Origin of the sequence: Rhizobium sp. AAP43, from assembly GCF_001296045.1 — a bacterium.
GTDB lineage: Bacteria > Pseudomonadota > Alphaproteobacteria > Rhizobiales > Rhizobiaceae > Allorhizobium.
The window spans coordinates 22,887-49,517 of record NZ_LJHS01000044.1 but is presented as its reverse complement, the minus strand read 5'-3'; the positions used below and the strand labels follow the sequence as shown (position 1 = coordinate 49,517).

General features: G+C 60.9%; 19 protein-coding genes. 10 read left to right on the top strand and 9 right to left on the bottom strand.

Annotated elements, in window-relative coordinates; all coding sequences use genetic code 11:
* Window positions 1–11 precede the first annotated feature (11 nt).
* Window positions 12–1,604 (bottom strand): L-aspartate oxidase, encoded by a 1,593-nt coding sequence (locus IP76_RS18960; RefSeq protein WP_082352618.1) that lies wholly within the window; start codon window positions 1,602–1,604, stop codon window positions 12–14.
* Window positions 1,605–1,642: 38 nt separating this feature from the next.
* On the bottom strand, window positions 1,643–2,713 hold the full coding sequence (gene nadA, locus IP76_RS18955) for a quinolinate synthase NadA (protein WP_054159801.1): 1,071 nt from the start codon (window positions 2,711–2,713) through the stop codon (window positions 1,643–1,645).
* A 215-nt stretch (window positions 2,714–2,928) separates the two neighbouring features.
* Between nadA and IP76_RS18950 the strand changes: the two genes are divergently transcribed.
* Both IP76_RS18950 and galE read left to right on the top strand, forming a co-directional pair.
* On the top strand, window positions 2,929–5,757 hold the full coding sequence (locus tag IP76_RS18950) for a DUF2339 domain-containing protein (RefSeq protein WP_054159800.1): 2,829 nt from the start codon (window positions 2,929–2,931) through the stop codon (window positions 5,755–5,757).
* Window positions 5,758–5,979: 222 nt separating this feature from the next.
* Complete coding sequence (gene galE, locus IP76_RS18945; protein ID WP_054159799.1) at window positions 5,980–6,966, top strand: UDP-glucose 4-epimerase GalE; 987 nt, start codon at window positions 5,980–5,982, stop codon at window positions 6,964–6,966.
* A 133-nt stretch (window positions 6,967–7,099) separates the two neighbouring features.
* Here the strand turns inward: galE and IP76_RS18940 are convergent, their stop codons facing one another.
* The 5 genes from IP76_RS18940 to IP76_RS18920 form a co-directional block, all read right to left on the bottom strand.
* Entirely contained in the window at window positions 7,100–7,945 is an 846-nt protein-coding gene (locus tag IP76_RS18940) for a glycoside hydrolase family 16 protein (RefSeq protein ID WP_054159798.1), read from the bottom strand.
* A complete protein-coding gene (locus tag IP76_RS18935; RefSeq protein ID WP_054159797.1) occupies window positions 7,942–9,438 on the bottom strand; it encodes a lipopolysaccharide biosynthesis protein in 1,497 nt (498 codons plus the stop codon). The genes IP76_RS18940 and IP76_RS18935 overlap by 4 nt, the downstream gene beginning before the upstream one ends.
* Before the next feature lie 115 nt (window positions 9,439–9,553).
* The gene (locus IP76_RS18930; protein WP_245281513.1) at window positions 9,554–10,648 is read right to left on the bottom strand and encodes a glycosyltransferase; all 1,095 of its coding nucleotides are present in this window, start codon (window positions 10,646–10,648) and stop codon (window positions 9,554–9,556) included.
* Window positions 10,649–10,796: 148 nt separating this feature from the next.
* Window positions 10,797–12,167, bottom strand: coding sequence for a glycosyltransferase family 4 protein (locus IP76_RS18925; protein WP_197278383.1), 1,371 nt, complete (start codon window positions 12,165–12,167; stop codon window positions 10,797–10,799).
* 190 nt (window positions 12,168–12,357) lie between these two features.
* On the bottom strand, window positions 12,358–13,107 hold the full coding sequence (locus IP76_RS18920; RefSeq protein WP_054159796.1) for a Crp/Fnr family transcriptional regulator: 750 nt from the start codon (window positions 13,105–13,107) through the stop codon (window positions 12,358–12,360).
* A 445-nt stretch (window positions 13,108–13,552) separates the two neighbouring features.
* Between IP76_RS18920 and IP76_RS18915 the strand changes: the two genes are divergently transcribed.
* From IP76_RS18915 to IP76_RS18895, 5 genes are all read left to right on the top strand, one after another.
* Window positions 13,553–14,266, top strand: a complete 714-nt coding sequence (locus IP76_RS18915) for a sugar transferase (RefSeq protein ID WP_054159795.1) — start codon at window positions 13,553–13,555, stop codon at window positions 14,264–14,266.
* Between the two features lie 86 nt (window positions 14,267–14,352).
* Entirely contained in the window at window positions 14,353–16,071 is a 1,719-nt protein-coding gene (locus IP76_RS18910) for a Wzz/FepE/Etk N-terminal domain-containing protein (protein WP_054159794.1), read from the top strand.
* Window positions 16,072–16,075: 4 nt separating this feature from the next.
* Window positions 16,076–17,098: a glycosyltransferase family 2 protein gene (locus tag IP76_RS18905; protein ID WP_082352616.1), complete on the top strand. Its 1,023-nt coding sequence runs from the start codon at window positions 16,076–16,078 to the stop codon at window positions 17,096–17,098.
* Entirely contained in the window at window positions 17,095–18,462 is a 1,368-nt protein-coding gene (locus IP76_RS18900; protein ID WP_082352615.1) for a polysaccharide biosynthesis/export family protein, read from the top strand. Before IP76_RS18905 ends, IP76_RS18900 begins: the two co-directional genes overlap by 4 nt.
* 130 nt (window positions 18,463–18,592) lie before the next feature.
* Window positions 18,593–20,041, top strand: coding sequence for a hypothetical protein (locus tag IP76_RS18895; RefSeq protein ID WP_054159793.1), 1,449 nt, complete (start codon window positions 18,593–18,595; stop codon window positions 20,039–20,041).
* A 187-nt stretch (window positions 20,042–20,228) separates the two neighbouring features.
* Here IP76_RS18895 and IP76_RS18890 read toward each other — a convergent pair whose 3' ends face one another.
* A complete protein-coding gene (locus IP76_RS18890; RefSeq protein ID WP_156318645.1) occupies window positions 20,229–20,549 on the bottom strand; it encodes a hypothetical protein in 321 nt (106 codons plus the stop codon).
* A gap of 124 nt (window positions 20,550–20,673) precedes the next feature.
* On the opposite strand from IP76_RS18890, the gene IP76_RS18885 reads away from it, so the two are divergent.
* Both IP76_RS18885 and IP76_RS18880 read left to right on the top strand, forming a co-directional pair.
* Window positions 20,674–21,666: a glycosyltransferase gene (locus IP76_RS18885; RefSeq protein WP_082352614.1), complete on the top strand. Its 993-nt coding sequence runs from the start codon at window positions 20,674–20,676 to the stop codon at window positions 21,664–21,666.
* A gap of 117 nt (window positions 21,667–21,783) precedes the next feature.
* Window positions 21,784–22,788, top strand: coding sequence for a glycosyltransferase family 2 protein (locus IP76_RS18880; protein ID WP_054159895.1), 1,005 nt, complete (start codon window positions 21,784–21,786; stop codon window positions 22,786–22,788).
* Between the two features lie 125 nt (window positions 22,789–22,913).
* Here IP76_RS18880 and IP76_RS18875 read toward each other — a convergent pair whose 3' ends face one another.
* Entirely contained in the window at window positions 22,914–24,059 is a 1,146-nt protein-coding gene (locus IP76_RS18875) for an acyltransferase (RefSeq protein WP_054159791.1), read from the bottom strand.
* Window positions 24,060–24,270: 211 nt separating this feature from the next.
* On the opposite strand from IP76_RS18875, the gene IP76_RS18870 reads away from it, so the two are divergent.
* Window positions 24,271–26,595, top strand: a complete 2,325-nt coding sequence (locus IP76_RS18870) for a membrane-bound PQQ-dependent dehydrogenase, glucose/quinate/shikimate family (protein WP_306765495.1) — start codon at window positions 24,271–24,273, stop codon at window positions 26,593–26,595.
* Window positions 26,596–26,631 lie beyond the last annotated feature (36 nt).

The window sequence follows — 26,631 nt, the reverse complement described above, 5'->3', positions numbered from 1 at the left end:
ACAGTCCTCTCTCAGCCGGCGATATCGGCAATGATCCGGTCAGCGGTCTTCAGGGTCAGATAGGTGCGGTGACGCTGGCTCTCGACCGGAAATGGATGGTCGGAGCGCATATGGGCACCACGGCTTTCGGTGCGCAGCAAGGCGCCGACCGCGATCAGCTTGGCGGCCGCGCAGATGTTGGAGAAGCGCACACGTGACCGGGCGCGGTCCAGCGCTGCCAGTTCCCGGATCAGGACCTTCAGCCCCTCCTCGTCGCGGATCACGCCGGCATGGGCGCTCATCAGCTGACGCAGGCGCTTGAGTTCAGCGCTGTCTTCAACCGTCACCAGATCGTCGTTCTCGCCGGCCGAGGTCGGCCATTCATAGAGCGCCGATTCCGGCAGCATGCCCTTGATGCTGTCGGCAATGCGCCCGGCAAAGACGACCGCCTCCAGAAGCGAATTCGAGGCCAGCCGGTTGGCGCCATGGACGCCGCTGGAGGTCACTTCGCCGGCGGCCCAGAGGCCATCGAGCGAGGTCCGCCCATCGGCATCCACCGCGACGCCGCCCATGTGATAGTGCACTGCCGGTACGACCGGGATGCCCTGCGTGACCGGATCGATGCCGGCCGCCATGCAGGAGGCGTAAACCGTCGGAAAATGGGTGGCGAAGTCCCGACCGATGGCTTTCGTGCAGTCGAGAAAGGCACCCCGTCCGGCGGCCACTTCGGCAAAGACGCCGCGTGCCACGATATCGCGCGGCGCAAGTTCGGCGTCCGGATGCAGGTCGAGCATGAAGCGATGGCCGGCACGGTTGACCAGGGTTGCGCCATCGCCGCGCAAGGCTTCCGTGGCTAGAGGCGCCGGATCCTGTCCGACATCGATGGCGGTCGGATGGTACTGGACGAATTCGGGATCCGCGATCACGGCTCCTGCGCGGGCGGCCATGCCAAGACCGGTACCCCGAGCCTCGGCCGGATTGGTCGTCACCTGATAGAGATGACCGATACCACCGGAACACAAGACAACGGCGCGGGCCGGAAAGGCGACACGTGTCTTCGACTGCCCCGCATCGGGACGAGCAACAACACCGGAGACGAAGCGCCCCTCGGCAATCAGCTCCTCGACCACATAGCCTTCCATGACACGGATCGAGGGCGTGCGGCGGACGGCTGCGACCAGCGCTTCCATGATCGCGCCGCCGGCCTTGTCACCCGCAACCCGGACGATGCGGCGCTCGGAATGGGCTGCCTCGCGCGACAAAAGCAAATGGCCTTCGAGATCACGGTCAAAGGGCACGCCATAGGCGAGCAAATCGTGAATACGATCCGGCCCCTCTGATATCATCAGCCGGGCGACCTTCTCCTCGACCAGACCAGCACCGGCTGCAACCGTGTCGGCCAGATGCTTGTCGAAGCTATCGCCCGGGCTCATGGCAGCCGCAATGCCGCCTTGCGCCCAGGCCGAGGACGCCCCCTGCCCGATCGGGGCTGCCGCCAGCACGGTCACAGGCCGTGGCGCAAGCTTCAGCGCGCAAAACAGCCCCGCCAGCCCGCCACCGACAATGACGATATCATCGATGCCCTGCCAGGATTGCGGCCGCATCGCCTCCAGATTGATAGCCATTTTTCCTCCCCCGAGGTCCTTATGCGCGGTATCACCGCTCAATTCTTCAGGTTGATCATCCGTTCTACTGCCAGTCGCGCGCGGTCAGCGATGGCCGGGTCGACGGTCACTTCCTCGGTCATGAAGAGCAGGCTGTCGAGGATCTTTGGCAGCGTGATGCGCTTCATGTGCGGACAGAGATTGCAGGGTTTGACGAAGTCGACCTCGGGGACTTCGACCTGGATGTTCGAGGCCATGGAGCATTCGGTGACCAGCAGAACGCGCTGGGGTTGCTTGGTCTTGACGTAGTCGATCATGCCCTTGGTCGAGCCGGCATAATCGGACACCGCCAGCACACTTGGATGGCATTCGGGATGGGCGACGATCTCGATGCGCGGATCGGCGCGCTTGTATTCCAGCAATTCGTCGGCCGTGAAGCGCTCATGCACTTCGCAGTGGCCCTTCCAGGTGAGGATCTTTTTCGTCGTCTGGTTGGCAACGTTCATGGCCAGATATTCATCGGGGATGCAGAGCACGGTGTCGCTGTCGAAGCTGTTGACCACATCCACGGCATTGGCAGAGGTGCAGCAGATATCGGTCTCGGCCTTCACGTCGGCCGAGGTGTTCACATAGGTGACCACAGGCACGCCGGGATAGCGCTCTCTCAATAGGCGCACATCGGCGCCGGTGATCGATTCCGACAGGGAACAGCCGGCGCGGCCATCGGGGATCAGAACCGTCTTTTGCGGATTGAGCAGCTTTGACGTCTCGGCCATGAAATGCACACCGCATTGAATGATGATCTCGGCATCGACCCGGGTGGCATCACGGGCAAGCTGCAGCGAATCGCCCTTGATGTCAGCGACGCAATGAAAGATCTCCGGCGTCTGATAATTATGGGCAAGGATGACCGCACCGCGTTCCTTTTTCAGCCGGTTGATCGCATGGATATAGGGGGCAAAGACCGGCCATTCGATCGCCGGTATGAAGTCGCGCACGCGCTCGTAGAGATGCTCGGTTTCCTTGGCGACAGCGGGCGTGTAGCTCAGCTCCGGCCTCTCGAGAATGCCGTGACGCGCGGCTGCGGAAATGGGTTTCGAGACCCCATTGAAGACGGTTGCGGTTTCCATGGCGGCCTGCTCCTCCCGAATTATACTCACATTGAGCATAACTGAACGCTAAGAAAACCGGCGGTTGCCGGTGGCATGGATTTAGAAAGTTTCATGACGGTTTGCAAGGCCCGGCGTGAAGACTTCAGTCGTTCCTGCTGTTGCGTGACACTCCGCGCTTTCTTCCACACAGAAAGGCGCTAAGACTGGGATTAAGGCACAATTGCGAGACGTCCATGCTTCTGACCCTGATGATTATCCAGTTCGTTATTCTCGTTTCCATTATCAGGGGAACGGGAAAACGCGTTTCATCTCTCGAACAAGAGGTCGGAACCTTGCGCGAGCGTCTGCTCAAGCTTGATCAGACGGATAAAGCACCCCCAACTATCTCGACTGAAGCGGCTTCGGATGACGCTGCGCAAAATGTGTTGGCAGAACCTGACAGACCGATGGCCCCTGCAATCTCCGAGGCTATAGCCGAAGAGGCAGACCTCGAACCACCCGTCATCGCCGCACGCGAGGAAACCACGGCCGATGGCGTCAGTGAGGCGGCTGAACCCGCCATCACGCTCTCGACCGAGCCAGTTCTTCTCACGGCTCCGCGCACTGCGTCGGCCTCGCAGGACAGCCTGGAAAATCTGCTCGGCGCACGCTGGGCGGTCTGGGCCGGTGGGCTGGCGCTGGCGCTTGGCGGCATTTTCCTCGTGCGTTACTCGATCGAAAGCGGCCTTCTTGGCCCCGGTGTCCGGCTGTCACTCGCAGCCTTTTTCGGTCTTATCCTGATCGGCGGCGCAGAGCTGATCCGGCGCAAGGCGCTGCCGAAGGCTGCAGCGCTCTATGAAAACGCCATGATCCCCGGCATCCTGACGGCCGCTGGTGCCGTCTCGATCTTCGGATCCATCTATGCGGCCCATGGCATTTACGAATTCATCGGCCCGACGCCAGCCTTCCTCCTGCTGGCGCTCACGGCCTTTGCCGTTCTCGGTCTATCGCTCCTGCACGGACAGGCGCTTGCAGGCCTCGGTCTCGCCGGATCGATGATCACTCCGGCGCTGATCGCCAGCACAGGTCCGCGCCCTTGGACGCTGTTCGGCTTCCTGGCCGTCGTCCAGGTCGCCACCTCGGCCGCATCCCGCATCAGGGGTTGGCATCTGGTGCCCGGACTTGCCCATCTGGCACTCGGCTTCTGGGTGATCGCCTACCTCGCCTTTTCGGACTATACCGAGCTCACGCCGGTGGCGCTGGCGCTGATCGCAATGATCGCCTCGTGGGCGCTGGTCTGGCCCGGCCGCATCCGGGAGGATGATGGCGCAACGGATCAGGCCGTGATCGTTGATAGCGTCTCCCGGCAGCTGGGCCGAGGGCCCATCTGGCTCGACATTTCGATGGCGATCGCAATTCTTTTGCCGGCGCTCGCCATGCTTGGTCTTGATGGGGATACGGACCTCTTTCCCTCCTATGTCTTCGCCACATTGATTGCCACGCTTGCGGCCGCCGGCAGCCAGAACAAGGGTGCCATCTGGCCCTCCATGCTTGCCGGTTTCGGCGCGGTGATTGGCGCGTTGTTCGACGGTTCGATGGTAACGCAACTCGTCAACGACCTGATCGATGCCCAAGGCTCCAGCGCGGTCCTGACCGACTTCGACGGTCCGCTGGTTCTGGTCCTGCTCGGGCTCGGTGCGATTTTCCTGATGCTCGGTGTGGCCTTCCTGGCACGCTCCGGTCGCCAAGCGCCCGTAATGGCCACCGTCTGGGCCAGCCTTGCAGCTGCCATGCCGATCCTTCTCGCAACGATCAGTTTTCTGTTCTACGGGATCTACGCCTTCGATCTGACCCATGGCCTTTATGCGGTTGGGGTGGGTGCCGCCCTGATCGTCGCGGCGGAGCTCCTGCATCGAGGGCGGTTCGGCATGATTGACGGTCCGGCACGCGACATTCTCGTGTCGGGTGGCTTTGCAGCCTTTGCCTTGGCCCTGCACGTCATGACGGATGGGCTGGTCACGACGCTTGCCCTTGCCGTCCTCGGTTTCGGCTTCCTCATGGCAACCCGGCTGCGCAGCTGGGCGAGCCTGCCCTGGATGATGGTCGCAGCGCTGGCCGGCGTCATGCTCCGGATCGGTTCCGATCCCACACTGGTCGGGCCGGATGCGCTGAGCCGCACGCCGTTCTTCAACCAGCTGCTGCCCGGATATGGCATTCCGGCACTGCTGGCCATTATCGCCGCCTATGAGCTGCGCAACTGGCCCGGCGAGCGGGTTCGCAACGCGCTGCAGGGTATTGCCGCACTGATGAGCCTGCTCACGATCGCCATTCTGGTCCGCCACGCCATGAATGGTGGCGTGCTTGATTCCAGCACGCCGACGCTTGGCGAGCAGTCGATCTACACGCTGCTTGTCATCGGCATGTCCGGCATCCTGATGACGCTCGACCGGAAATCGCCGAGCCATGTTTTCCGTTACGGCTCGATGATCGCGGGCGGGCTGTCGATAGTGCAGATCCTCAGCCTGCATCTCGGCGGCCTCAATCCGTATTTCAGCGGCGAAAGCACCGGAGAATGGCCCTTGGTCAACCTCCTCCTGATCGGCTATCTGATCCCGGGCCTGAGCTATGCGGGTCTTGCCGTTTATGCCCGCGGCAAGCGCCCGCTGCCTTACGTCACCATGCTCGCACTCTCCGGCGCGACCCTCGGCTTTTCCTGGGTGACGCTCAGCGTTCGGCGCTTCTGGCAGGGCGAATACATCGCCTACTGGAAGGGCTTCGAACAGGCGGAAACCTACAGCTATTCCGTGGCCTGGCTTGTGATTGGCGTTGGCCTTCTGGTGCTTGGCTCGCGCTTCGATGCAAGAAGCCTGCGCATTACTTCGGCCGTCATCGTCATGCTCTCCGTCGCCAAGGCCTTCCTTGTCGACATGAGCCACCTCGAAGGCGTGCTCAGAGCACTCTCCTTCATCGGCCTCGGCTTTGTGCTGATCGGCATCGGACTTTTCTACCAACGCATTCTGGCGCGCAAATCCTCAACTCCTGACGATGGCAGAGATGCGCCGGGAGAGGTTCTGGAGGGGTAGACGACGGGATCGACGGGACAGCCCCAAATTGGTCCGTTGAACCCAGCATGCCGCCCGTCAATTCTTGTGCAGCGCACTGGACGGGCGGACATTCCTCCGTAAAAATGCGAGGCATATGCCTTTTTGCCAGGGCGTCCCTGACGGGATTGTCCGCCATTCATTCTTTAGACCCATTCCGCCCCCGCCTTTGAAGTCCTCCCCAAATCTCAAGTGTGGTACTCCATGTCGCTCAAGAAGATCCTCGTCGTTGGCGGAGCCGGCTATATCGGCTCGCATACCTGCCTGCTTCTCGCCGAACGCGGCTATCAGCCGGTGGTTTACGACAACCTGTCGAACGGCCATGCGGAATTCGTCAAATGGGGTCCGTTTGAACAGGGCGACATTCGCGACCGTGCGCGGCTGGCGGAAGTCTTTGCAACGCACCAGCCGGACGCAGTTCTGCATTTCGCCGCACTGATTGAAGTCGGGCAGTCGGTCAAGGATCCCGTCGCCTTCTATGATAACAACGTGATCGGCGCTCTGACGCTGCTGTCCGTCGCCATGGAGGCCGGCGTCGAGGCCTTCGTCTTTTCATCGACCTGCGCCACCTACGGCCTGCCGGAGACGGTGCCGATGGACGAAAGCCATCCGCAAGCGCCGATCAATCCCTACGGACGGACGAAATACATCATCGAGCAGGCGCTGAAGGACTTCGGCACCTATAAGAACCTGCGATCGGTGATGTTGCGCTATTTCAACGCAGCAGGCGCCGACTTCGAGGGCCGGATCGGCGAATGGCATACGCCGGAAACCCATGCGATCCCCTTGGCGATCGAGGCGGCCCTTGGGCGGCGCGAGGGCTTCAAGGTCTTCGGTACCGACTATGACACACGCGATGGCACCTGCGTGCGCGACTATATCCATGTGCTGGATCTGGCAGATGCACATGTACGGGCGGTTGATTATCTCCTCGGCGGTGGCGAGACCGTCGAGATCAATCTCGGCACCGGCCATGGCACGACGGTCAAGGAGCTGCTGGGCGCCATTTCCGAAGTCTCGGGCCGCCCCTTCCCGGTGGAATATGGCCGGAGGCGCGAAGGGGATTCCACATCGCTGGTTGCCAACAATGCCAAGGCTCGCGAAGTTCTGGGCTGGGAACCCCGCTTCGGGCTTTCCGACATCATCCGTTCCGCCTGGGACTGGCATGCCAGAAGCAATCATATTGCCTAGAAGCAGGGCTTAGAGCACAGCCGGCGAATATGAAGCGCCCTCAGTGGCTAGCTATCTTTTTTAAACCATTCCCGACGCCAGGCCACTTCCCAGGCGTAGCGGAATCGCCTTCGGTTCAGCGCACCGCATCTTGTCATTCGGTCGGGCTTGCAGCCTTGCGCTGGTAGACGTGGATGTAGTCGACATAGAGATAGGACGGGTTTGGCGTCTCATCGATCGGCCAGCCGGCGCCGAGGGCCAGATTGACCAGCGGGAAGAAGGGCATATGAAACTCCGGCGGGGTGTCGAAGCCCCAGACCGGCTTGCGATCGAAGTAGATCGTCGTGCGGTCCGCTTTGATCTCCACGCCCCAAGTGTGAAAATCGCTGCTCAGGCTGCCCTCGGGCACTGCCGTCCAGAAGCCATCGTTCTGGTTCTTGCCGCCATGGCTTTCGCGCCAAATGTGGTAGCCGCTGGAGAATTCGTAGGGTGCCCGCCCGTAATATTCCAACACGTCGATTTCGGCGGTAAAGCCGGAGCGGTCAAGGCCGATGAGCCAGAAGGCAGGCCAGACGCCCTTGCCCGGCGGCAGCTTCATCCGCGCTTCGAAATAGCCGAATTTCTGCGAGAACCCGTCCCCGCGTGGATTGGTCGAGGAGAGAAGTCCGGCGCGCCAGTTTCCATCGTCGCCCTTGCGCGCTTCGATGCGCAGGATGCCGTCCTTGGTGGTGAAGGGAAAACCGTCGAGCGGATCGCTGAAACGGGCGGCGCCGAAATCCCCATTCCAGGGCGTATGGGCAATCCAGCGCGTCGATCGCTCACCCCATGGTGAGACGCTCAACGTATCGAAATTCTCCTCGAAGGTCATGTCGAAATCGTCAAGGTTTAAAGGCGCATCCTCGGCCAGGCTGCCCGAATACGGGACCAAGGCAGTCAGTGCTCCCAAGATCACGATGCTGACCGCAGCGGCCCGCAGCTTCCATTTCGATGTGGTCCTCATGGGCCTTGCTCCAACGCGACGGAAAACCGCTGCCGACCAGCGCGCAGTTTCTCGATGACAATCTTTTCCAATCCAGCCGGTCGGTCCGTCAGGATCCACAAGAGGAGCGCGCACAGCCAGAATAGAGCCATGGCACCTGCACTCGCGGCGGAGAGCGCAACAAACAGCAAGATACCTGCCGGGAGAGCCGCAAGGTTCGGCTCGATCCACCAGAGGCCGAGCGCCATGGGGAGTGCTGGCAGCAGCGCCTTGGCGAAAACGGCAACCTGCCGGCGCAGCGACAGGCCGATCAGATGCCGGACGATGAGAATGCAGGTGAGATAGGCGACGAGCACGCCGACGAGACGAGCACCGATCGCGCCAGCAAGGCCAAACTGGATCACGGCGGCAATGGTAACGGGGATGCGGACGGCAAACTCGATCGCCATACGCAAGGCGACGAGGCTTGTCCTGTCGCGAACCATGGCGAGCGGCGGCATGATTGCCGATGGCAGCGTGATGATGCTGACGATGCACAGCCCCTGGAAGATCGGTGCGGCAAAGACCCACTTGTCTCCGACAGCGAGCCGTAGCACCGGCTCGGCAAGCACCGTCAGAATGATCAAAACGGGTGCCGCTGTCAGCACGATGGCATGGGTTGCCTTGAGATAGGCCTCGATCCGTTTGCCGGCATCGGAGACATGGGTGAAACCGGCAATCAGTGGTCGCAGCAGCGGCCCGACAAAGACCTGGTGCGGGATGCCGGCGATGCTATCCGATACGCTGAAGGCACCGAGGGCCGAGAGGCTGGCAAAACGCGGCAAGAGCAGCCGATCGAGCTGCCAGTTAAACGACATCAGCACCTGCGCCACGCTGTTCCAGCCGATGATGTCTCGAAAGGCGTGCCACTCGCACAGCGTCAGACGCGGCCGCATCGGGGCGAAAACATAGGACAGGATGCCGCCCAGGATCGGCCCGGTGATCGCGCCGATCGCCAGTCCCCAATAGCTGCCGGTTGCAAAGGCGACCCCGACGGCAGCAATGAGCGAGGCGAATTTGACCGCGAGATCCATGACGAATTCGCGCTTGAAATCAAAGTCGCGCATGAAGATCACCAGCCGGGGACTGACGACGCTGCGCATCGCAGGTGCCACCGCCAGCACAGCTATCAGCGGCACCAGGCGCGGATCGTCATAAAAGTGGCCGACCGGCCAGGCGAGTGCAACCAGCAGTAGCGCCATGACACCACCCCGGATCAGGCTGAGGGTGAAGGCGGTATCGATCAGGTCGTTCGTCAGTTCCTCGTGGCGCAACAAGGCTTGGGTCAGCGGCAATTCGAGCACCGTCTCGACAATCACGAGGATCGAGACGGCGATTGCGACCAGACCGAAATCCTCCGGCGTCAGAAGGCGTGCGAGACACAGGAGGCTGGCAAAGTCGATCAGGCGGGCGACAAGCTTGCCAGCCACACTCCAGAGGCTGGCATTGGCGATCCGATGACTGATACCGGTCATATCGCCCCCTCCCGCACATTGGTCGACAAGGGGATGCGCGCAGGGCACTCTGCGTCACGTTCACCCCCGGCTCCCGCCGCCAACCAGGCTCGGAAAAGGCCAGACCCCGGATGCGTCACGCCGAACTCCCTGTCTGGGTGTCGACACCGGGCATCGCGCGGCTGGTCAGCAAGTCCTCAACCAGCGTCCGGAAACGGGAGCGAAAGACCTCCGATGAAAAGCGCTCGGCGTGGCGACGGATCACCGCCGGGTCGAATTCACTCTCACGCGCCTCAAAGGCATTGATCGCCTCTAGCATTCCCTCCACGGTTTGCTCCGCAAAGCGCAGACCGACATCCGGGGACGAGACGGTTTCGCGCGCACCGCCGGCATCAAAGGCAATCACAGGCCTGCCGCTTGCCATGGCCTCGACCGGCAGAATGCCGAAATCCTCCGTTCCGGGAAACAGCAGCGCCCGGCAGCGCGACAGATGCTCCGCCAGAACAGGGAATGGCTGATGGCCGAGAAAGGTCACGGAGGGGCCAGCAATTGCGCGCAGATGCGCCGTTTGTTCCCCCTCGCCGATCACCACCAGTTGCCGCCCGCTTTCGGTGCAGGCGCGCACCGCGAGATCGGCGCGCTTATAGCCGGTCAACTGGCCGGCATAGAGGTAGAACTCGCCCTGGCCGGTGCCGAGCTTGAAATCATCGACGGCCACCGGGGGGTGGATCACTGTCGCATCCCGATTGTAGAAGCGCCGGATGCGGCTGCCGATATAGGCCGAATTGGCGACAAAGGTATCGACCCGGGCTGCCGTCGTTACGTCCCAGACGCGCAGGATGGGCGCTGTCAGCGACATCATCACACGGCCGATCCAGGGCAAGCCCTTCCGATACAGGTGGAACTGGTCCCAGATGTAACGCATCGGCGAATGGCAGTAGCAGACATGCAAAGCATCCGGCCGCGTCACGATCGCCTTGGCGGGACCAGATTCGCTGGAAATGACCAGATCATAGTCCTGCAGGTCGAAATGCTCGAGCGCGAATGGCATGAGCGGCAGCATCTTGGTGTAGTGGCGGCGGGCACCCGGGATTTTCTGCAGGAAGGATGTCGTGATGCGGTGCTGACGCAGGCGCGCACTCAGCCTGGTTTCATCACAAACCAGCGTAAAGATGTCGGCTTGCGGAAACAGCTGGCAAAGTTCCTCGATCACCTTCTCGCCGCCGCGCATGGAGACCAGCCAATAATGCACGATTGCGACGCGCAGAGGCTTTTGTGGAGTTCCCCCGACGACGGGAGCGTCCGGGACTTTCGGTGCATGCCGTGGCGGGGCTGCGAGGCTTGTCAGTGTATCCATGGTCTTGAAGCCAGCCCTTTCGTCAGATCGGCGATTGTTCGGTGAAACCCTTGGACCGCACGACCTCCGCGGCAGCGGGGCTCAGCATCGCGGCATAGGCCGCGACCAGCGCATCCCGCCAATCCTCCGGCCGGTTGAACAGTGAGGGGGCGGAGGCAAAAGCCTGCTCGCTCATCACTCTCACATCCTCAGAGGGCATGCGGTCGAGTGCCTGCAAGGCGCTGACCATGCTCTGCTGGTTCGCGCCATCGAAGGACAAAGCGAAGCCAAGCTCGGTCATTTCTTCGGCCAGGAAAGCGCTGGCCGGCAGGATCACGGGGACACCGCTCGCAGCCGCCTCGACAGCCACGAGGCCGAACGGCTCCGGGTAGCGCGACGGCATGATGACCGCCCGCGCCGACTTGATGGCGTCGGCGATCTCGGCATGGGAACGCCAGCCGAGGAAACGGACGTGATCACCCGCCTTTTCAAGCTCCGCCCGCAAAGGGCCATCGCCGATGATGCAGAGCCGAACCCCCGCTCGGCCAGCGGCAGCGACCGCGTCCGCGACACCTTTTTCAGGATCGAGCCGCCCGATGAAGAAGAATTCGCTGTTATCTTCGGCGCGCACCCGCTCGCGCGTATAAGGAGCCGCCGGATTGCGGATCGTCACAAGCCGATCGGCATCATAGCCGGAACGCTCGAAATAGCCGGTCATCTTGTCATGCAGCATCACCAGCCGGCCGAACGCCTGGCGGCGGCGCAGCTGAAGGAAGAGATTGGCGCCGCGCACCGAACGCCAGATCTTGTGGGTATAGCTGCGCTTGTCACAGGCCGTCTTCAGGCAATCAAACCCGAGTGGCGTGCGCGTGCAGGTTTCCTGCCGGGTGTAATCGTAAAATGCGCCGTTCGGACATGCCGAGAAGAAGTCATGGGCATGGACCAGGCACCGACTGGCGACCGGAGACAGGGCCTCAAACACCGAAGGCGACAGGATCTTCGACCATCCGTGTACATGATAAAGCGTGGCTGGACTGTCATTTTTGGCGATCCAGGCAGAGATTGCGGCAGCGGCCGGGCGATTGTGCACTCCGTTCAGCACAGCTGTCACGCGATCGGCGTTGAGGAGGTCGGCACCCCCGAGCGCCACGAGCTCGATGCCACTGGCCGCAAGGGCTCCCTCATCGCCCTTGTCACCGCAGATATAGGTGACCCGAAGGCCCGCATCGGCGAGCAATTGCGCCGCCCGAATTGCCAGGGCTGTCGCGCCGCCTCTTGCAACAGAATAGTCGTCGATCACGACCACCCGATCAATGGTGGAAAGCCCGGTCGTCGGTGCCCTGGCCTCTTGTGCCCCCGCCGCCAATGACGTGTTCGGGGATCGCAGTGATGCCCCCCAATGCGCCATGTTCATGCTATCCATCCACACACCCCGCGGCTCCAGGTCGTCTTTCACGCTGCGGGTCGGAGACAGAACCAGCAGCAAACATATCGTCGGGAATCTGGCGACACCCGCTGCCCAAACCGCAAGAAGTCTCGCCAGTCCCACCTGACTGGACCAACGCGCGTTGCCGACGCGCCAGTCAATTCAGGTGTCCAGCGGGTCAGGCCAAGGCGCCACCGCTGCGCGCGTGGTTTTCCAATGCCGGCCGATTGAGGATGCGGATCGTTCCATGCGTCCCGTCAATCACCTTGCTTTCACGCAAACGGCGCAGACACTGGTTCACCTTCTCCCGCGAAGCCGGGAGCGTGGCCGCCAATTCATGCTGGGAGATGGTCACCTCATCGCCATCCGTGCCGTCAATGCCGTAGACCGCCGAAAGCCGAAGCAGGGTCTGGGCCAGTCGGGAGATCAAACTGCCGCCGGCATTTGCGATGATCCGCAGTTCGAGTTCCGTGATCCTGGCCAGGGCGCGCGACAACAACTGGAACTGAAAATTCGGATCCTTCGCGCACATTTCGCGGAGCAGCCGACCGTCATAGAAATGCAGTTCGCAATCGGAAACAGCCTTGTATTCCAGGTTCATCGGCTGCCGGCGCAGCACCTCGATTTCGCCGACAACACTGCCCTTCGGCATGATCTCGACAATGAACTCCCGGCCGTCAGACAACAGGGCGTTGGCTCCGACCAGTCCACGCTGTATCCGTGCGAACATGTCGCCACTTACGCCGGCGCCAGCAATAACATCGCCACGCCGGAAGTTACGAATAGTATAGCGATACTGCGGGAAATGCTGAGCCCAATTGGCAAGCAACCCATCATCGCCTCCGCAAATGAACGGAGACGAGACCTTGCCCGCTCGCAAAGCGCGTATCTTCTCGCCCGCAAGCGGGCTCGTCACTGCTCCATTCATTGCATCAACTCCCTACGCACTCAAATATGACGCACTGCACAATTTCTGGTCTGCCAAGAGGAATTCTGATCTGATCGCAGTCAAATTTGATCCAAATTTCCCAGTAAAAACTGAGGGTATTTCAGATCATTCGAAAGCACAATTCGAATGCATATGCGCATTCGATAAGCATTTTTGATTGCCTTAACGCCTAGAGACAACATTCGAGACGTCAATATTATGGATCTAAACTATGCTTATAGAGTTTTGAAAATTGAGTCGAGAAAGTTGCATGAACGCGATGAGATACCTCCAAAATTGGTCTGATTAGAATTTCGCAATGGAGAGATCAGTATCATGAATAAATTATTAATGTTTGTAACCGGGGTCACAGACAGCAACATTGCGACGCAACAATCTGAGGGTCGAGCGCAAAGGCGAAGTGCGACGCGCCCCGGAGATGTAGATGACGACCGAATTTCAGGGTCTGGATGGTACCGACTCTTGGATCAGCTTGAAACCCGAAGACGCTGATATCCGCCATCTAGGCGTGTATCGCCTTCCATTGAGAAGCAATATTGTCAAGCGTGTGCTAGACATCACTATTTCCTTGATTGCGATCATCGCTCTGCTTCCCATGGCACTGCTGGTCGCCCTGCTGATCAAAGCCTCCGATGGCGGCACGGTGTTCTACTCGCACCGTCGAGTGGGCTGGCGAGGCCGGGATTTTGGCTGTCTGAAGTTCCGAACCATGCGGACGGATGCCGCCGCACAGCTTGCGGCCCTTCTGAAGGACAATCCCGAGGCTCGTGCCGAGTGGGAAGAGACGCGCAAGCTGCGAAACGATCCGCGGATCACGGTTGTCGGGGAAGTGCTGCGCAAGTCCAGCCTGGATGAACTTCCACAACTTCTCAATGTACTTGCCGGTCACATGAGTATCGTGGGACCGCGCCCCGTCACCCGCGAAGAACTGATTCGCTATGGCGACCACGTCGATCTCTACACCGCCGCGCGGCCTGGCCTGACCGGGCACTGGCAGACGAGCGGCAGGAGCAACACCTGTTTCGAACACCGTGTGGCGCTTGACGTGGAGTATGTCACGCGGTGGTCGCTCTCCTGGGATCTCTGGATCATGGCAAAAACCGTACCTGTCCTGTTCTCACGCGAAGGCGCCTACTGAAGCCAAGCATATGCCGGCACTTTGTCACCTGTGTACCCAAAGGGTTCTCAAGATGCCGGAAGAAGTTTCAAGTATTGGGGAAGAGTGTGTCGACCAATCAGAGTTTCCAGCGACTGCCTGCACTTTCGATGTTTCCACAATCGGGAAAGGAAGAGCCGTTTTCGCTCGCCGACGTCACGTTCTTTGTCCGCCGTCGGTTTCGGATCATCGCCAGCGTCCCGCTTGTGACGGTTGGCCTGACCCTCATCTATCTCCTCATGGCTGAACCGTCCTATGTGGCATCGACCCAACTGCTGGTCTCGCCGCAAATCAATAGCGGAGATGCGGCCCGGGCGCTGGCTGAAGACACGTTCATTGAGGGTGAAATCGAGATTGCCCGCGCCAGCGACGTGCTGCGCAGCGCAGCGATCAACCTCAACCTGACCAGTGATCCGCAATTCACGGACACGACCTCCCTGCGCGACCGGATCAAGTCAGCACTGCTCAATCTTGTGTCCCCTTCCGGGCAGCCAGATGGCGCGTCCGCCGGCACAGACCAGGAAGCGATGCTGGACCTCGTCGTCGCGAAACTGCGCAATGTCACATGGGCCAGGCGGATTGGCCGTTCGATGGTTGTCGAAATCTCGGCGTCGGCAAACAGCCGAGAGCGATCCGCAGAGATCGCGGATATGCTCGCACGGGCCTACATCGCCAAAAACCTCGAAATGAAATCGCAGTCGGCACAGCAATACAGCAACTGGCTGGAACGGCTGGTGAATGAGCAGCAGGGCGGCCTGACAAAGGCGGCAAACGACCTCGCCGCGTTCCGTGCCAATCCGAAAGACCAATATCGCCTCGCCGAACTCGAAAGTCAGGCTCAGGCGCGGCGCAACCTGTTCGAAAGCACGCTGACTGCCTTTACGGAAGCCAAGCAACGCGTCTCTTCGCCCGTCTCCGATGCGACGATCGTCTCCCCGGCAACGCCACCGCTCTCAAAAGCAAGCCCGCGTTCTACCCTGCTCCTGGCTTTCAGCCTGCTTGTTGGCCTCGGTCTCGGCTTGATGATCGCCATGCTGGCGCATGCTGCCGACCGGCGGATCACCCGGCGCTCGCCGATTGCAGACGTGGCCGGCGTCTCTGTTCTTGCCCGCATCCGTCGGCTGCCAATCCGCAGCCTCGCGCCTTGCCAGACCGGAGGGGACCCCGAAGTTCCGCCATCGGACAAGGTGGTGCTGCGGCGCATGCCGGAGTTGGAGGTGTTGACGCCGCTGCTGCTCAACCTGCGCCGAAAGCGCAAGACGGCGATCGGTGTTATCGGCATCGGCCCGGGCTGCGGGGCATCCACGATCGCTCGAGAAATGGCGCTGCAGTCGGCGGCCTCCGGCGCGCGGACGCTGCTTGTCGATACCGTTGGCGGCAAGGCATCGCTGAGCCGTCTACTCAACCATGATGGATCAAAAGGGCTGATCAAGGCTCTCTCCAGCACCGCGCCACTTGCTGACCTTACGGTGGACCTGAACCCGAACCTTCACTTCCTGCCTTGCGGACAGCGAGACGGCGTATCGCCCGCGGTTCGGCTGGGTTCGCGGACGACGAAGCTGACCCTTGCAACGATGAAGGCAGACTACGATACAATCATCTTCGACATTGCCGCGGTCGAGGATGCACCCGATGCCAACGCGCTTTCACCGGAACTGGACACAGTCCTTCTGGTGGCGATCGAGGGGCAGACCACGCTGGATGCGCTGGCGAAGGCGACTGGCGACCTGCGGCTGGTTGGCGCGGACGTCGCGGGCGCCATCATCAACAAGAGCCGGCAGGACTGAGAGGATGGCGCAGTATCCATCGCAACTCGGCCGACTTGCGCACGTAGAGCAGAGCAAGGAACGACCGCAATGCACGGAAGGGCAAGCCACCCTTCCGCGCCTGGCGATCGGTATTGCCTCGGCTGGCCGGGCGGAGACGCTCGCGGCAACCGTCGCCTATCTGCTATCCCCTGCCATGCCGGACATACCGATCATTGTCTGCGTTCCCGTGCTTGACCATGCAGCAGGGCTTGCCGCATGCGATCGGGTGCAATTGCTGACAGGCCCCAGCGGGCTGACACGCCAGCGCAACGCGATCCTCTCGGCCTGCGCCGACAAGGCCGATCTCGTGCTGTTCTTTGACGATGATTTTGTGCCTCATCCGCAGTTTGCCGCTCGCATGCAGCAGGCCTTTGCTGCGGATCCGGACATCGCGATTGCCACGGGTCGCGTGATTGCCGACGGCATCCTCGGTTCGGCGATCGGCCTTGCAGAGGCCGTCTCTCGGCTCGACACCAGCGAACCGCAGGCGGCTTCGGGCACTGTTCGCGATATCTACAACGCTTATGGTTGCAACATGGCGGTCAAGATTGCGACAGCGCGCGATCACGGCATCCGGTTCGACGAATCACTGCCACTCTATGGATGGCTCGAAGACGTTGATTTCAGCCGGGCACTTGCCCGTCACGGCCGCTGCGTCGAAGTCCCCGGTGCCCTTGGTGTGCATCTCGGGGTTCGCTCCGGACGCCAGCCGGGCCGTCGGCTGGGTTATTCGCAAGTCGCCAATCCCTGGCGGATGATGCGCAAGGGCACGCTTTCACCACTGCGTGGTTTCCGACAGATCGGGCGCAACATCACGGCCAATTTCATCGGCACGCTCTTCAAGACAACGGAAGTGGATCGCCGTGGCCGCTTCCTCGGCAATCTCATGGCGATGGGCGATCTCCTTCGGCGCAGACTCGATCCCGCACGGATCCTTGAAATCGATCTGCAGCCGAGTGCCCGAAGCCCAATCCCCTCACCTGCAACGCAAGGATCTCGACCATGATGGTTCATCGGATCTCACGTTTGGCCCTTGGCCTGTCCCTCATCACCAGCCTCTTTACAAGCGCGCCTGCGGCGGCGGAAAGCCAACGGCTCGTCGTTGAGGACCAGATCCGGCTTCGCGTGGTCGAATGGCGCTCTGCAGATGGACGCTATGCCAGCTGGGAAGCCTTGGAAGGCGTCTACACGATCAACGAAGCGGGCGAAATCGCGGTCCCCGTCATTGGCACCGTGCCAGCAAGCGGCAAGACCACCCAGGAACTGGCCGAGACCCTGGCCGTGACGCTCGCCGAGCGGGCCGGTCTGCCAACGCCGCCTTCCGTTGCCATCGAAGTCGAGGAACATGCCCCGATCTTCGTTGTCGGGTCTGTCCAGAGCCCGGGGCGCTATCCTTTCCAGGCCGGCATGACGACGATGAAGGCGGTCAGCGTCGCCGGCGGCTTCCTGCGGTCGCGCGGAGACAATGCCTATCTGCTGCGGGACCAGATCCAGGCAGCGGGCGCCTATCGCACGGCCGTTGTCGGCCAGCGCGAACTGCTCTTGCGCCGCGCGCGCCTGACCGCAGAAATCGAGGGCCGCGACGATTTCGACATCCCGGCGGAACTCGTCGGCGCGGCCAATATTGAAGCGGCGAAAGCAGACGAACTGAACCTGCTGCAGTTGCGTCGGGTCCAACTGTCTAGCCGGATCGCGGCAGCGGACGACCTGGTGACGCTTTATGGTCAGGAGATCCAGTCTCTGGATGCCAAGATCAAGTCCCAGAAACAGCAGATCGACCGTGCGAGAAAGGAACTGGAGACGGCCACCAGCCTGGTGACCAAGGGCGCAATCACGAACAGCCGCCAGCTGGCCATCGACCGTGACCTTGCGACCCTGCAGAGCAATCTTCTCGACCTCGAGATCGCGCTTACCCGGGCCCGCCAGGCGGTGAGCGAAAGCGATCGCGAGAAGGCGAACCTGGTCTATCAGCGCAATGCGGAAAACCAGCAGGAACTCAACACGATCGACGCAGCCCTGTCGCGGGCCTCGATCGAAATGCAGGTGGCGCAACTCCTTGGTCAACAGGCCGGATACAACGAACAGCTGGCACAGCTGGAAGCGGCAGCAGACGAAACGAGGAGCGAACAGAGAACCTACCGCATCATTCGCCGCAATGCCGACGGCAGCACAACGGTGATTCCAGGGGACGAAGCGACTTTGCTCGTGCCGCATGATCTGGTCGAGATCGGCATCAGCACGTCGCGGGCCGGTGCCCAGGGCATTGGCAAGTCAACCAGCCTGATGCCAGCCGGCAATAACGCAAAGATCGCGCTGGACACAACAGCTGCTGGCATACTGCCCCCCGGCACGCTGCAGGTCGGACCGTAAAGGATGCCAATGTGAGCCTTTTGGACGTCTGCGTATTTCAGTCGAAGGCACAGAATCCCGTTCGCCCAATGGCGGGCGGGGCTGATGCCCTGCCGCTTCTTTACGCCCCGCCAAAGCCGGGATCGCCATCGTGTCGCTAGAAATCATCGGTCTTCTGACAATACTGCTCGGCGCCGTCGGGGTCTATCTCGGGCCGCGCTGGAGCGCGGCGATCCTTGCCATGTCACTGTTGTTCGGTGCGGCGGCGGCCATCCAGCTCCCGGCGCTCGGCGGCAATAGTGTGCAGCCCAGCCATTTGCTGCTCTTGTTTCTGTTCATCAGTGTTGCCGTGCGGCCTGCGCATCTGCATGCGAGCCTGGCAAGCCTCGCTCACCCCGGGCCAGGCTACTGGTTTGCCGCCTATATCATGTTTTCTGTCGCAACCGCCTATTTTCTGCCGAGGATCTTTGCCGATGCAAGCCTCGTCTATTCCTCTGCGCGCGGCGCGAACTCCATGATGTCGACCCTCGCCTCGCCGCTTCGGCCCGGCTCATCGAACTTCACCCAATCTGTCTATCTGCTGGCAGATCTCGCCTGCTTCGCCATCGTCGCGGCTCTGGCCCGCAACGGCCACGCACGCTTTCTGACCCATGCAGTGATCGCGACGGCTGCGACCTGCTGCCTCTTCGCGCTGCTTGATGTCACCACCTATTACGCAGGCGTGCCGCAGGCGCTGGATGTCATTCGCAATGCCAACTACACCATGCATACGACGGACACATTTGCCGGGTTCAAGCGCATCGTCGGATCGTTTCCTGAAGCAAGTTCCTTTGGCGCCATCGCGCTCTCCCTCTTCGTCTTCACGCTCATCCTCTGGCTCGAGCGCTATCCCGTGCGTTGGCTTGGACCGATCACCTGCGTGACGGGCATCTCCCTTCTGCTGTGCACATCAACCACGGCCTATGCCGCGGGCGCGGTCATGACAGCCGTCTGCGTGCTGTTTTGCCTTGTCCGGGTCTGGCGAGGCCGTGCACGCACGTCGCATGCCACATTCCTGCTGCTGTTCGTTCTTGTCCTGCCATGCCTCTTGCTGGGACTGATGCTGATGCCTGCGATCTGGCAGATGATTACAGATGTTGGCGTCGAAGCCTTTTCCAACAAGCTCGGTTCCCAATCGGGAGAGGAGCGGACCGCCTGGAACACACTTGCCCTGATTTCTTTCCTCGATACCGTCGGCATGGGGGCCGGTTTGGGCTCCGTGCGCGCATCAAGCTTCGTTGTGGCGCTGCTGTCGAATGTCGGCATCATCGGAACTTTGCTGTTTCTGCTTTTCCTCTACAGGCTTCTGCGCGCCACACGGCGACTGGATTCGAAACACTCTTACGATTTCGCCATCGGAATGGCCGCCCTCATGTCTTCGCTAAGCCAGATAGTCGCGGCCGCCTTGGCCGGCACCAGCACCGATCTCGGGCTCTTGTTCAGCCTGATCGCGGGGCTCGCAGCCGGCATCAGCGCGCCGAGGGCGAGGACCAGTCAGGCTGTGCTCGCATCCGACGATGCAGGACCGGCCGCCTTTCCGGAAGGAGTCCGTCTTGTCTGACAGGACCTGTGCGCCCGGATGGGGTGTGGCAAGCCGTTTTGCGCCGGTATCGCGGGCCCGACAGTCGCCATATGCGCGTGCTGTTTCCGCTGCGCTTGCAGGCGATACCGGAGAGCAAACCAAACGCCTCCGTCAGAAGCGTGTTCATTCCGTCATGGCCTATGAAGGGGTTGATGTCTCGACCCGTTCAAGAAGGCGGCGGCTCGCCGCCCATGCGGCTCCTGTCGCTCAGGGGGCGACCTTTCCGGCGACGGACCATCTGGCTGACAAAATGGCTGACGAAAAGCCCCAGCACATAACTGGTCTGCATGAGCACCAGCAACTTCAGGCCGAGGATCAGACTGCGGAACAGAGGCTCGCCCTGAAAGAGGAGCACAACAAGGACGGCAAGGACGACTCCCAGGGATGTCAGTGCAAAGGCCCAGGCACGAAGCACCGTACCGGCAAGGGAAGACACTGCGAAAACCAGAAGTGCGGCGCTCGACATTCCGACGTTACCTCTGCCCATGATCCGCTCCCTGGAGCAATGTCCCGTCGGACACCAATACGAATCAAGAAAAATACCTGCGTCAGCAGCATAGTAATGCGTTTCTTCGCTAAGTATTCAGTAAAAACAGGAATGGGGAAATTTTATGGTTCGCCAGGCAATCAATGATGGCAACACAACCAAGGGTGAGGCCCAGGGCAACCCAAAGCCCGAAGCGGCGCAATCCCTCAACACTCAGTGTGTGGTCTATGTGACCGATGGGGAATACGCCTTTCCGACGATCATGTCGGCGCTGCAGGCCCGCAAGCAAAGCTCTCACAGCACGGATATCTGCGTCCTGCTCTCCGAGGCAATCACTGATTTTGCGGCGCTGAGGGAACTGCTGGCAGCAAAGGGCGTGATCCTTCTCGACGTCTCTGAGGCGCTGGCGAGCTCACTTGGACGGCTGGATCTCGGGCATTTCCAGGGTCGAATCAGCGTCAGCACCATGGCGAAGTTGATCCTCCCGCAAATATTACCGAAACACTATACACAGATCATCTACCTTGACGGCGACACCCAGGTCATCCGCCCGCTCGAAGACCTTGAGAAACTGGTAGCGCCGCCAGGAAAGTTCTACGCCGCACGCGACTATCTGGCGCTGCGCGATCTTCTGGCGCATGGCAGGGACAGCCATTATTTCAACGCCGGCGTGTTGAAGTTCAATCGGGAAGGCTGGATTGGCGAAGAGGCGTTCAATCTGTTCCTGACCAATCCTGAGGCCTGCGATGGAAAACACGACCAGGGCGCCCTCAATCACGTTGCCGGCCAGTCGCTGATCCTGATTTCCAACAAGTGGAATTTCCCCAAGCAGTTCCTGCACATGGTCGACATGCGCTCGCTCAGCATTGTGCATTACATGGCGCATCCGAAGCCATGGCATGGAACCTACTTTCCCTGGACGGATGCCGAGAGCAGGATCTATCGCGAACTGCGGCGTGAAGACCCGCTTTTCGCCCGCCTCTATCGTGGCATCTCACTCGAGCGCAAGCTCGTCTATACGTTGCGGTCGATGCGGGAGCGGACGCTTCATGCACTTGCAGGCGGACGCAAACGCAATCCACTTGAGTATGCCTTGACCGGAAATTACCCCGCTTGAGCCGCCAACTGGGAAAATCCGCGTGACAGACAGAGCTACATCCTTCTTGCCCCGGAACCGCCCGAGGACCAAGGGTCGCAACAGCGATCCTCTCAGGCCAGAATGGAGGCGCACAGCATGACATTTGCCTCACCGGCAACCGCAAGCGCCCTGCATTATTCCAAGGCCCGGCTTCGCCGCCTGATCAAATCGCGCCAGCTGCGCTATACGCTGAACGAGGCGGCCTTATCTGCCGCGCAGCATGTCGTGGTTTGCGTGGTCCGCAATGAGGGGCACCGTCTGGCCTTCTTTCTCGACTACTACCGGCGGCTCGGCTTCGAGCATTTCATCTTTATCGACAACCAGTCGAGCGACAGCACGGCCGATATTCTGGCTGGGCAGGCCGACATCTCGGTTGTGTCGGCAACCGGCTCCTACAAGGCGGCCCGCTTCGGCAATGACTGGGTAAATGAGGTGATCAACCGCCTCTGCCGCGAAAAATGGGTGCTTTATGTGGATGCGGACGAGTTCCTCGTCTTTCCACATGACGACCGCCGTGGGATCAGCGACCTGACGGCCCATCTTGCCCGGCACGGACTTCGGTCACTCCGGGCAATCATGGTCGATATGTACGGCCGCGGACGACTGTCAGACAATGTCTGCGAACCTGGTCGCGACCCCCTCGATATCTGCCCGCTTTTCGATCGCTCCGGCTATGTTCGCCATCATGATCCACGCGAAAATACAACCTGGATCAAGGGGGGCGTGCGCGGTCGGATCTATTTTCGTGAACGCCTCTGGGATGGGCCGGCGCTGAACAAGATCCCGCTCGTGCATGTCTGCGGCGAACGGCTCTATCTAAAATCGTCACACCAGATCTGGCCTCTCGCCCTCAACCTGTCCGATCCCGTCGGCATCCCGCCAGTGACCGGCGCTCTCTTGCATTTCAAGTTTCTGTCGACCTTTGTCGAGAAGGTCACGGACCAGTCCAACCTGTCCGAACATACAGCAGAGTATGCGGCCTATACAGCCGGTGCGGGGAATGAAGTCTTTCTCGGCGCGGAAAGCCAGCCTTATACCGGCTGGCGCGATCTTTTCGACAACGGACTGATCGATGGCGGGGGATGGGACCAGTCAATGTAACACCAAACGCGCTCTATTTCATCATAGAGCGCGTTCTCAACTCCCAGAGGTGATCACGGCCCAAACCGGGTCGCGCTCATCGGGAATTATCATGCCTGCCCAACATCTTCAGCGACGCCAGCCCCTCATTTCACGGCCACTGTTGCGGAGGGCGCGGCACCCGGAAGACCGAGCCTGCGCCGAAACCGCAAACGCCCGGACAGCTCGAGCCAGCGCTCTTCCAACGCCATCACAACCCTTCTCAGCTTCAAGGCTGGCTTCTCGACGAAATGCCAAGACATGGCAGCAAAACCGGCGGCCAAAACGGTGGCAAGCAGGCCATTGACGAACCAGTTCTGCCCAGCGGGTCCGAGTGCATAGAGCGCCTGCTGGATCGGGTATCCATAGAGAAAGATACCGTAGGAATAGTCGGCGCCCTTGAGAATGCCGATCTTGCGCGGCGAACAGAGCCCGAGGAAAACGGTGATGTAGCCAAGCCCCGGTAGAGCCAGAAAATCGCCGATTGAGGTGTACCAGTAGCTGAACAGCACTGACGCACAGGATAGGCCGAAAAGGCGTCGATCCCAGAGGATGCGATCGCGATACAGATAGAAGACGACGCCAAGCAGGAAACCGCAGATCAGGAGGTTGCCCGACATGACAGTCGGAAAACTCGCCCATTCCGGACCGTGCTTGGCGTAGCGGATCAGCCCATAGGTAATCGTGCAGCCAACGACCGCCGCAATCGAGAGAATGCGATAACGCACCACACCAACCAGAAAGAGGATGGCAATCGCGGCGTAGCATTCGAGTTCGTAAGGCACCGTCCAGAGCTGGATATTGGCGGTTCCGCCGTCCGGATTGGTTTCGAACACGCCGGGCAGCGTGAAATGGATATGGCCGGTGACGTTGAACAGATAGCGGAAGAATTCCGGATCGGTGAAGTAGGCGCTTGGGCTAAGGCTGGTGAACAAGACGCCCAGCAGAAGCGCCGAGAGGAAGACTTCGACCGCCAGAGCCGGATAGATGCGGATGAAGCGATTGCCGAGGAACGAAACCAGCGTTCGCGCACGCCCCAAGCTTCCGGCAACTAGAAAACCGCTCAGAATGAAGAACATTGGCAAAACAGACTTCAGGAATGGCCGAGCAGCCGATTCCCAAATGAACAAATCATTCCCCGTTGTCACACGGGCCGTATGGATCCACACCACCAAGATTGACAGGATAATTCGCATGTAGTCGAAGCCGGTCGGACGACCACCAGACAAACCCAGTTTTTCTTCGAGAAGCATGAAAACACCTTGCAGTTTACCTTGACGCAGGCATCAAAAACCTGTTGCCTCGCCTCCATGTTAGATTGCACATCATCGGGCTGTCAGTGACCATGGCAACACTGCCTATAATTTTAAGCATGTTTCGAAACTCGGAAGAGACCGCCGTATTCGGCGGCGCCACGTTCCTCAATCAGCACAGACATGCCCCCTCGATTGCGGAGCCCCTGCCGTGACCTTGTTCTGTCGTCTTCTTTGCGGTGTCCTCCTCCTGGCCGGAATGGGCCTTTTGGCTGGCGGGGCCTGGCTCATTGCCCTGGGGGGCTCCCCCTATTACGCGCTGGTCGGCATCGCCTATGTCGCAGCGGCAATCCTTCTCTATTCAGGTCGGGCCACAGGCCTGAGGATTGTCGTGGCGGTTGCGATCATCACCCTGCCCTGGGCGATCTGGGAAGCGGGTCTCGACTTCTGGGCGCTTTTCCCCCGGCTGCTTTCGCCGCTCGTCATCGCCTGCCTTGCCTTTCTGGTCAGCTTGCGTCTCTGCCCGACCATCAGCAGGCGCAGCGGCCTTGCCGGTGCGGTGGCCACGGCCCTGCCGCTCGTGGCAATCCTTTCGCTCGCCTTCGCTGAACATGGCGCGATCCGGCCGACGGATGCGACGACCGCCTACAGACAAGTCGCAGGTGACAATCGACCAAGCGACTGGACGTCCTATGGCAAGACGACCTCGGGCCTGCGCTATTCGACCTTCGACCAGATCAATCGCGATACCGTCGGGCAGCTTGAACCCGCCTGGACGTATCGGACCGGCAAGACGGTTGGCGTTGACCAGAACACACCGCTTCTCCTCGGCGATACGCTATATTCCTGCACGCCCAGCAATGTCGTTGCGGCGCTCGATGTCGATAGCGGCGCGCCGCGCTGGACTTTTGATCCGAAGGCGGAAGCGCCGATGTGGCAGCGTTGTCGGGGTCTCGGTTATTTCAAAATGTCCGCCCCCGCGCCAGAGCCTGCCGCTCCCTGCCACGAGCGCCTGATCATGACGACGATCGATGCTCGACTGATGGCGCTCGACACCAAAACCGGCACGCCCTGCCCGGATTTCGGCAGTAACGGTACGGTGTCGCTCGCCGTCGGCATGGGCGAGCTGAAGGCTGGCTACTATTTCCAGACATCGGCACCGCTCGTTGCCCGCGACCGGATCATCATCGGCGGCTGGGTGAAGGACAATCAGGAAACCGGCGAACCCTCCGGCGTCATCAGGGCGTTCAACGCCATCACCGGCGAGTTGGAATGGGCCTGGGATCTCGCAGATCCCTCGATCACCCGATTGCCGCCCGAGGGCAAGAGCTACAGCCGAGGAACGCCCAATATGTGGACGACCGCGGCCTTCGACGAAAAGCTCGGCCTCATCTATGCGCCGCTCGGCAATGCGACGCCCGACTATTACGGCGCCGAGCGGCCCGCGCATGCCGACGCCTACAATGCCACGCTGGTGGCGCTGGACGTGACCACCGGCCGGGAGCGCTGGAGGTTCCGCACGGTCAATCATGACATCTGGGACTATGACCTGCCGTCACAACCTGCGCTGATCGACCTGCCGGACGGCAAGGGTGGCACGATTGCGGCCGTGCTGCAGACGACCAAGCGCGGACAGGTTTTCCTGCTCGACCGGGCGACCGGCGAAGCGATCAGCCGCGTCGAAGAAAGGCCGGTGCCGCAATCGGGCGCTGCGCCTGAGGAAAAGCTGGCATCCACACAGCCTTACTCGGTCGACATGCCGGTGATTGGCGCGGACAGACTGTCGGAAGAGAAGGCCTGGGGCCTGACCATGTTCGATCAGCTCGCCTGCCGGATCGCCTTCCGCAAGCTGCGTTACGACGGGGACTTCACCCCGATCGGGCTTCAGCCCGCCCTGCAGCAACCCGGCAATCTCGGCGGGATGAACTGGGGCAGTGTTTCCGTCGACGTCCCGAACAACCGCGTGTTCCTGAACGATATCCGCGTTCCAAGCGTATTCAGGCTCATTTCCCGTGCAGAGTATGCCGACCAGTTCAGCGATGCGGCCGGCCATGGCCCCGCGCCGCAATTCGGCACACCTTACGGCATGGAAACCGAAATGTGGGAATCGCCGATCGGCGTGCCGTGCAACCAGCCGCCTTTCGGCACGATTACGGCCATAGACCTCACGACGAAGACGATCGCCTGGCAGGTGCCAGCCGGCACCGCAGAAGAGCTCGGACCGTTGCGCCTCAAGCTCAGCATGCCGATGCCGCTTGGCCTGCCGACCTATGCCGGCAGCATGACAACCGCCGGCGGCCTGGTGTTCTTTGCAGGTTTCCAGGATCATTACATCCGCGCCTATGACGCCGAGAACGGGACGATGCTCTGGCAATACCCCCTGCCGGTGAGCGCCAGCGCCACGCCGATGACCTATGTCTCGCCGAAGACAGGGCGGCAATATGTGGTTGTGTCTGTCGGTGGTGCGCCCTTCTCGGAGGAAAGTGGCGATTACCTGATAGCCTTCGCTCTTCCAGGAAAGGCGAGCGGCTCCTGATTTGGATGCTGCCCTGGGTTTCGCTGCGGGATAAGC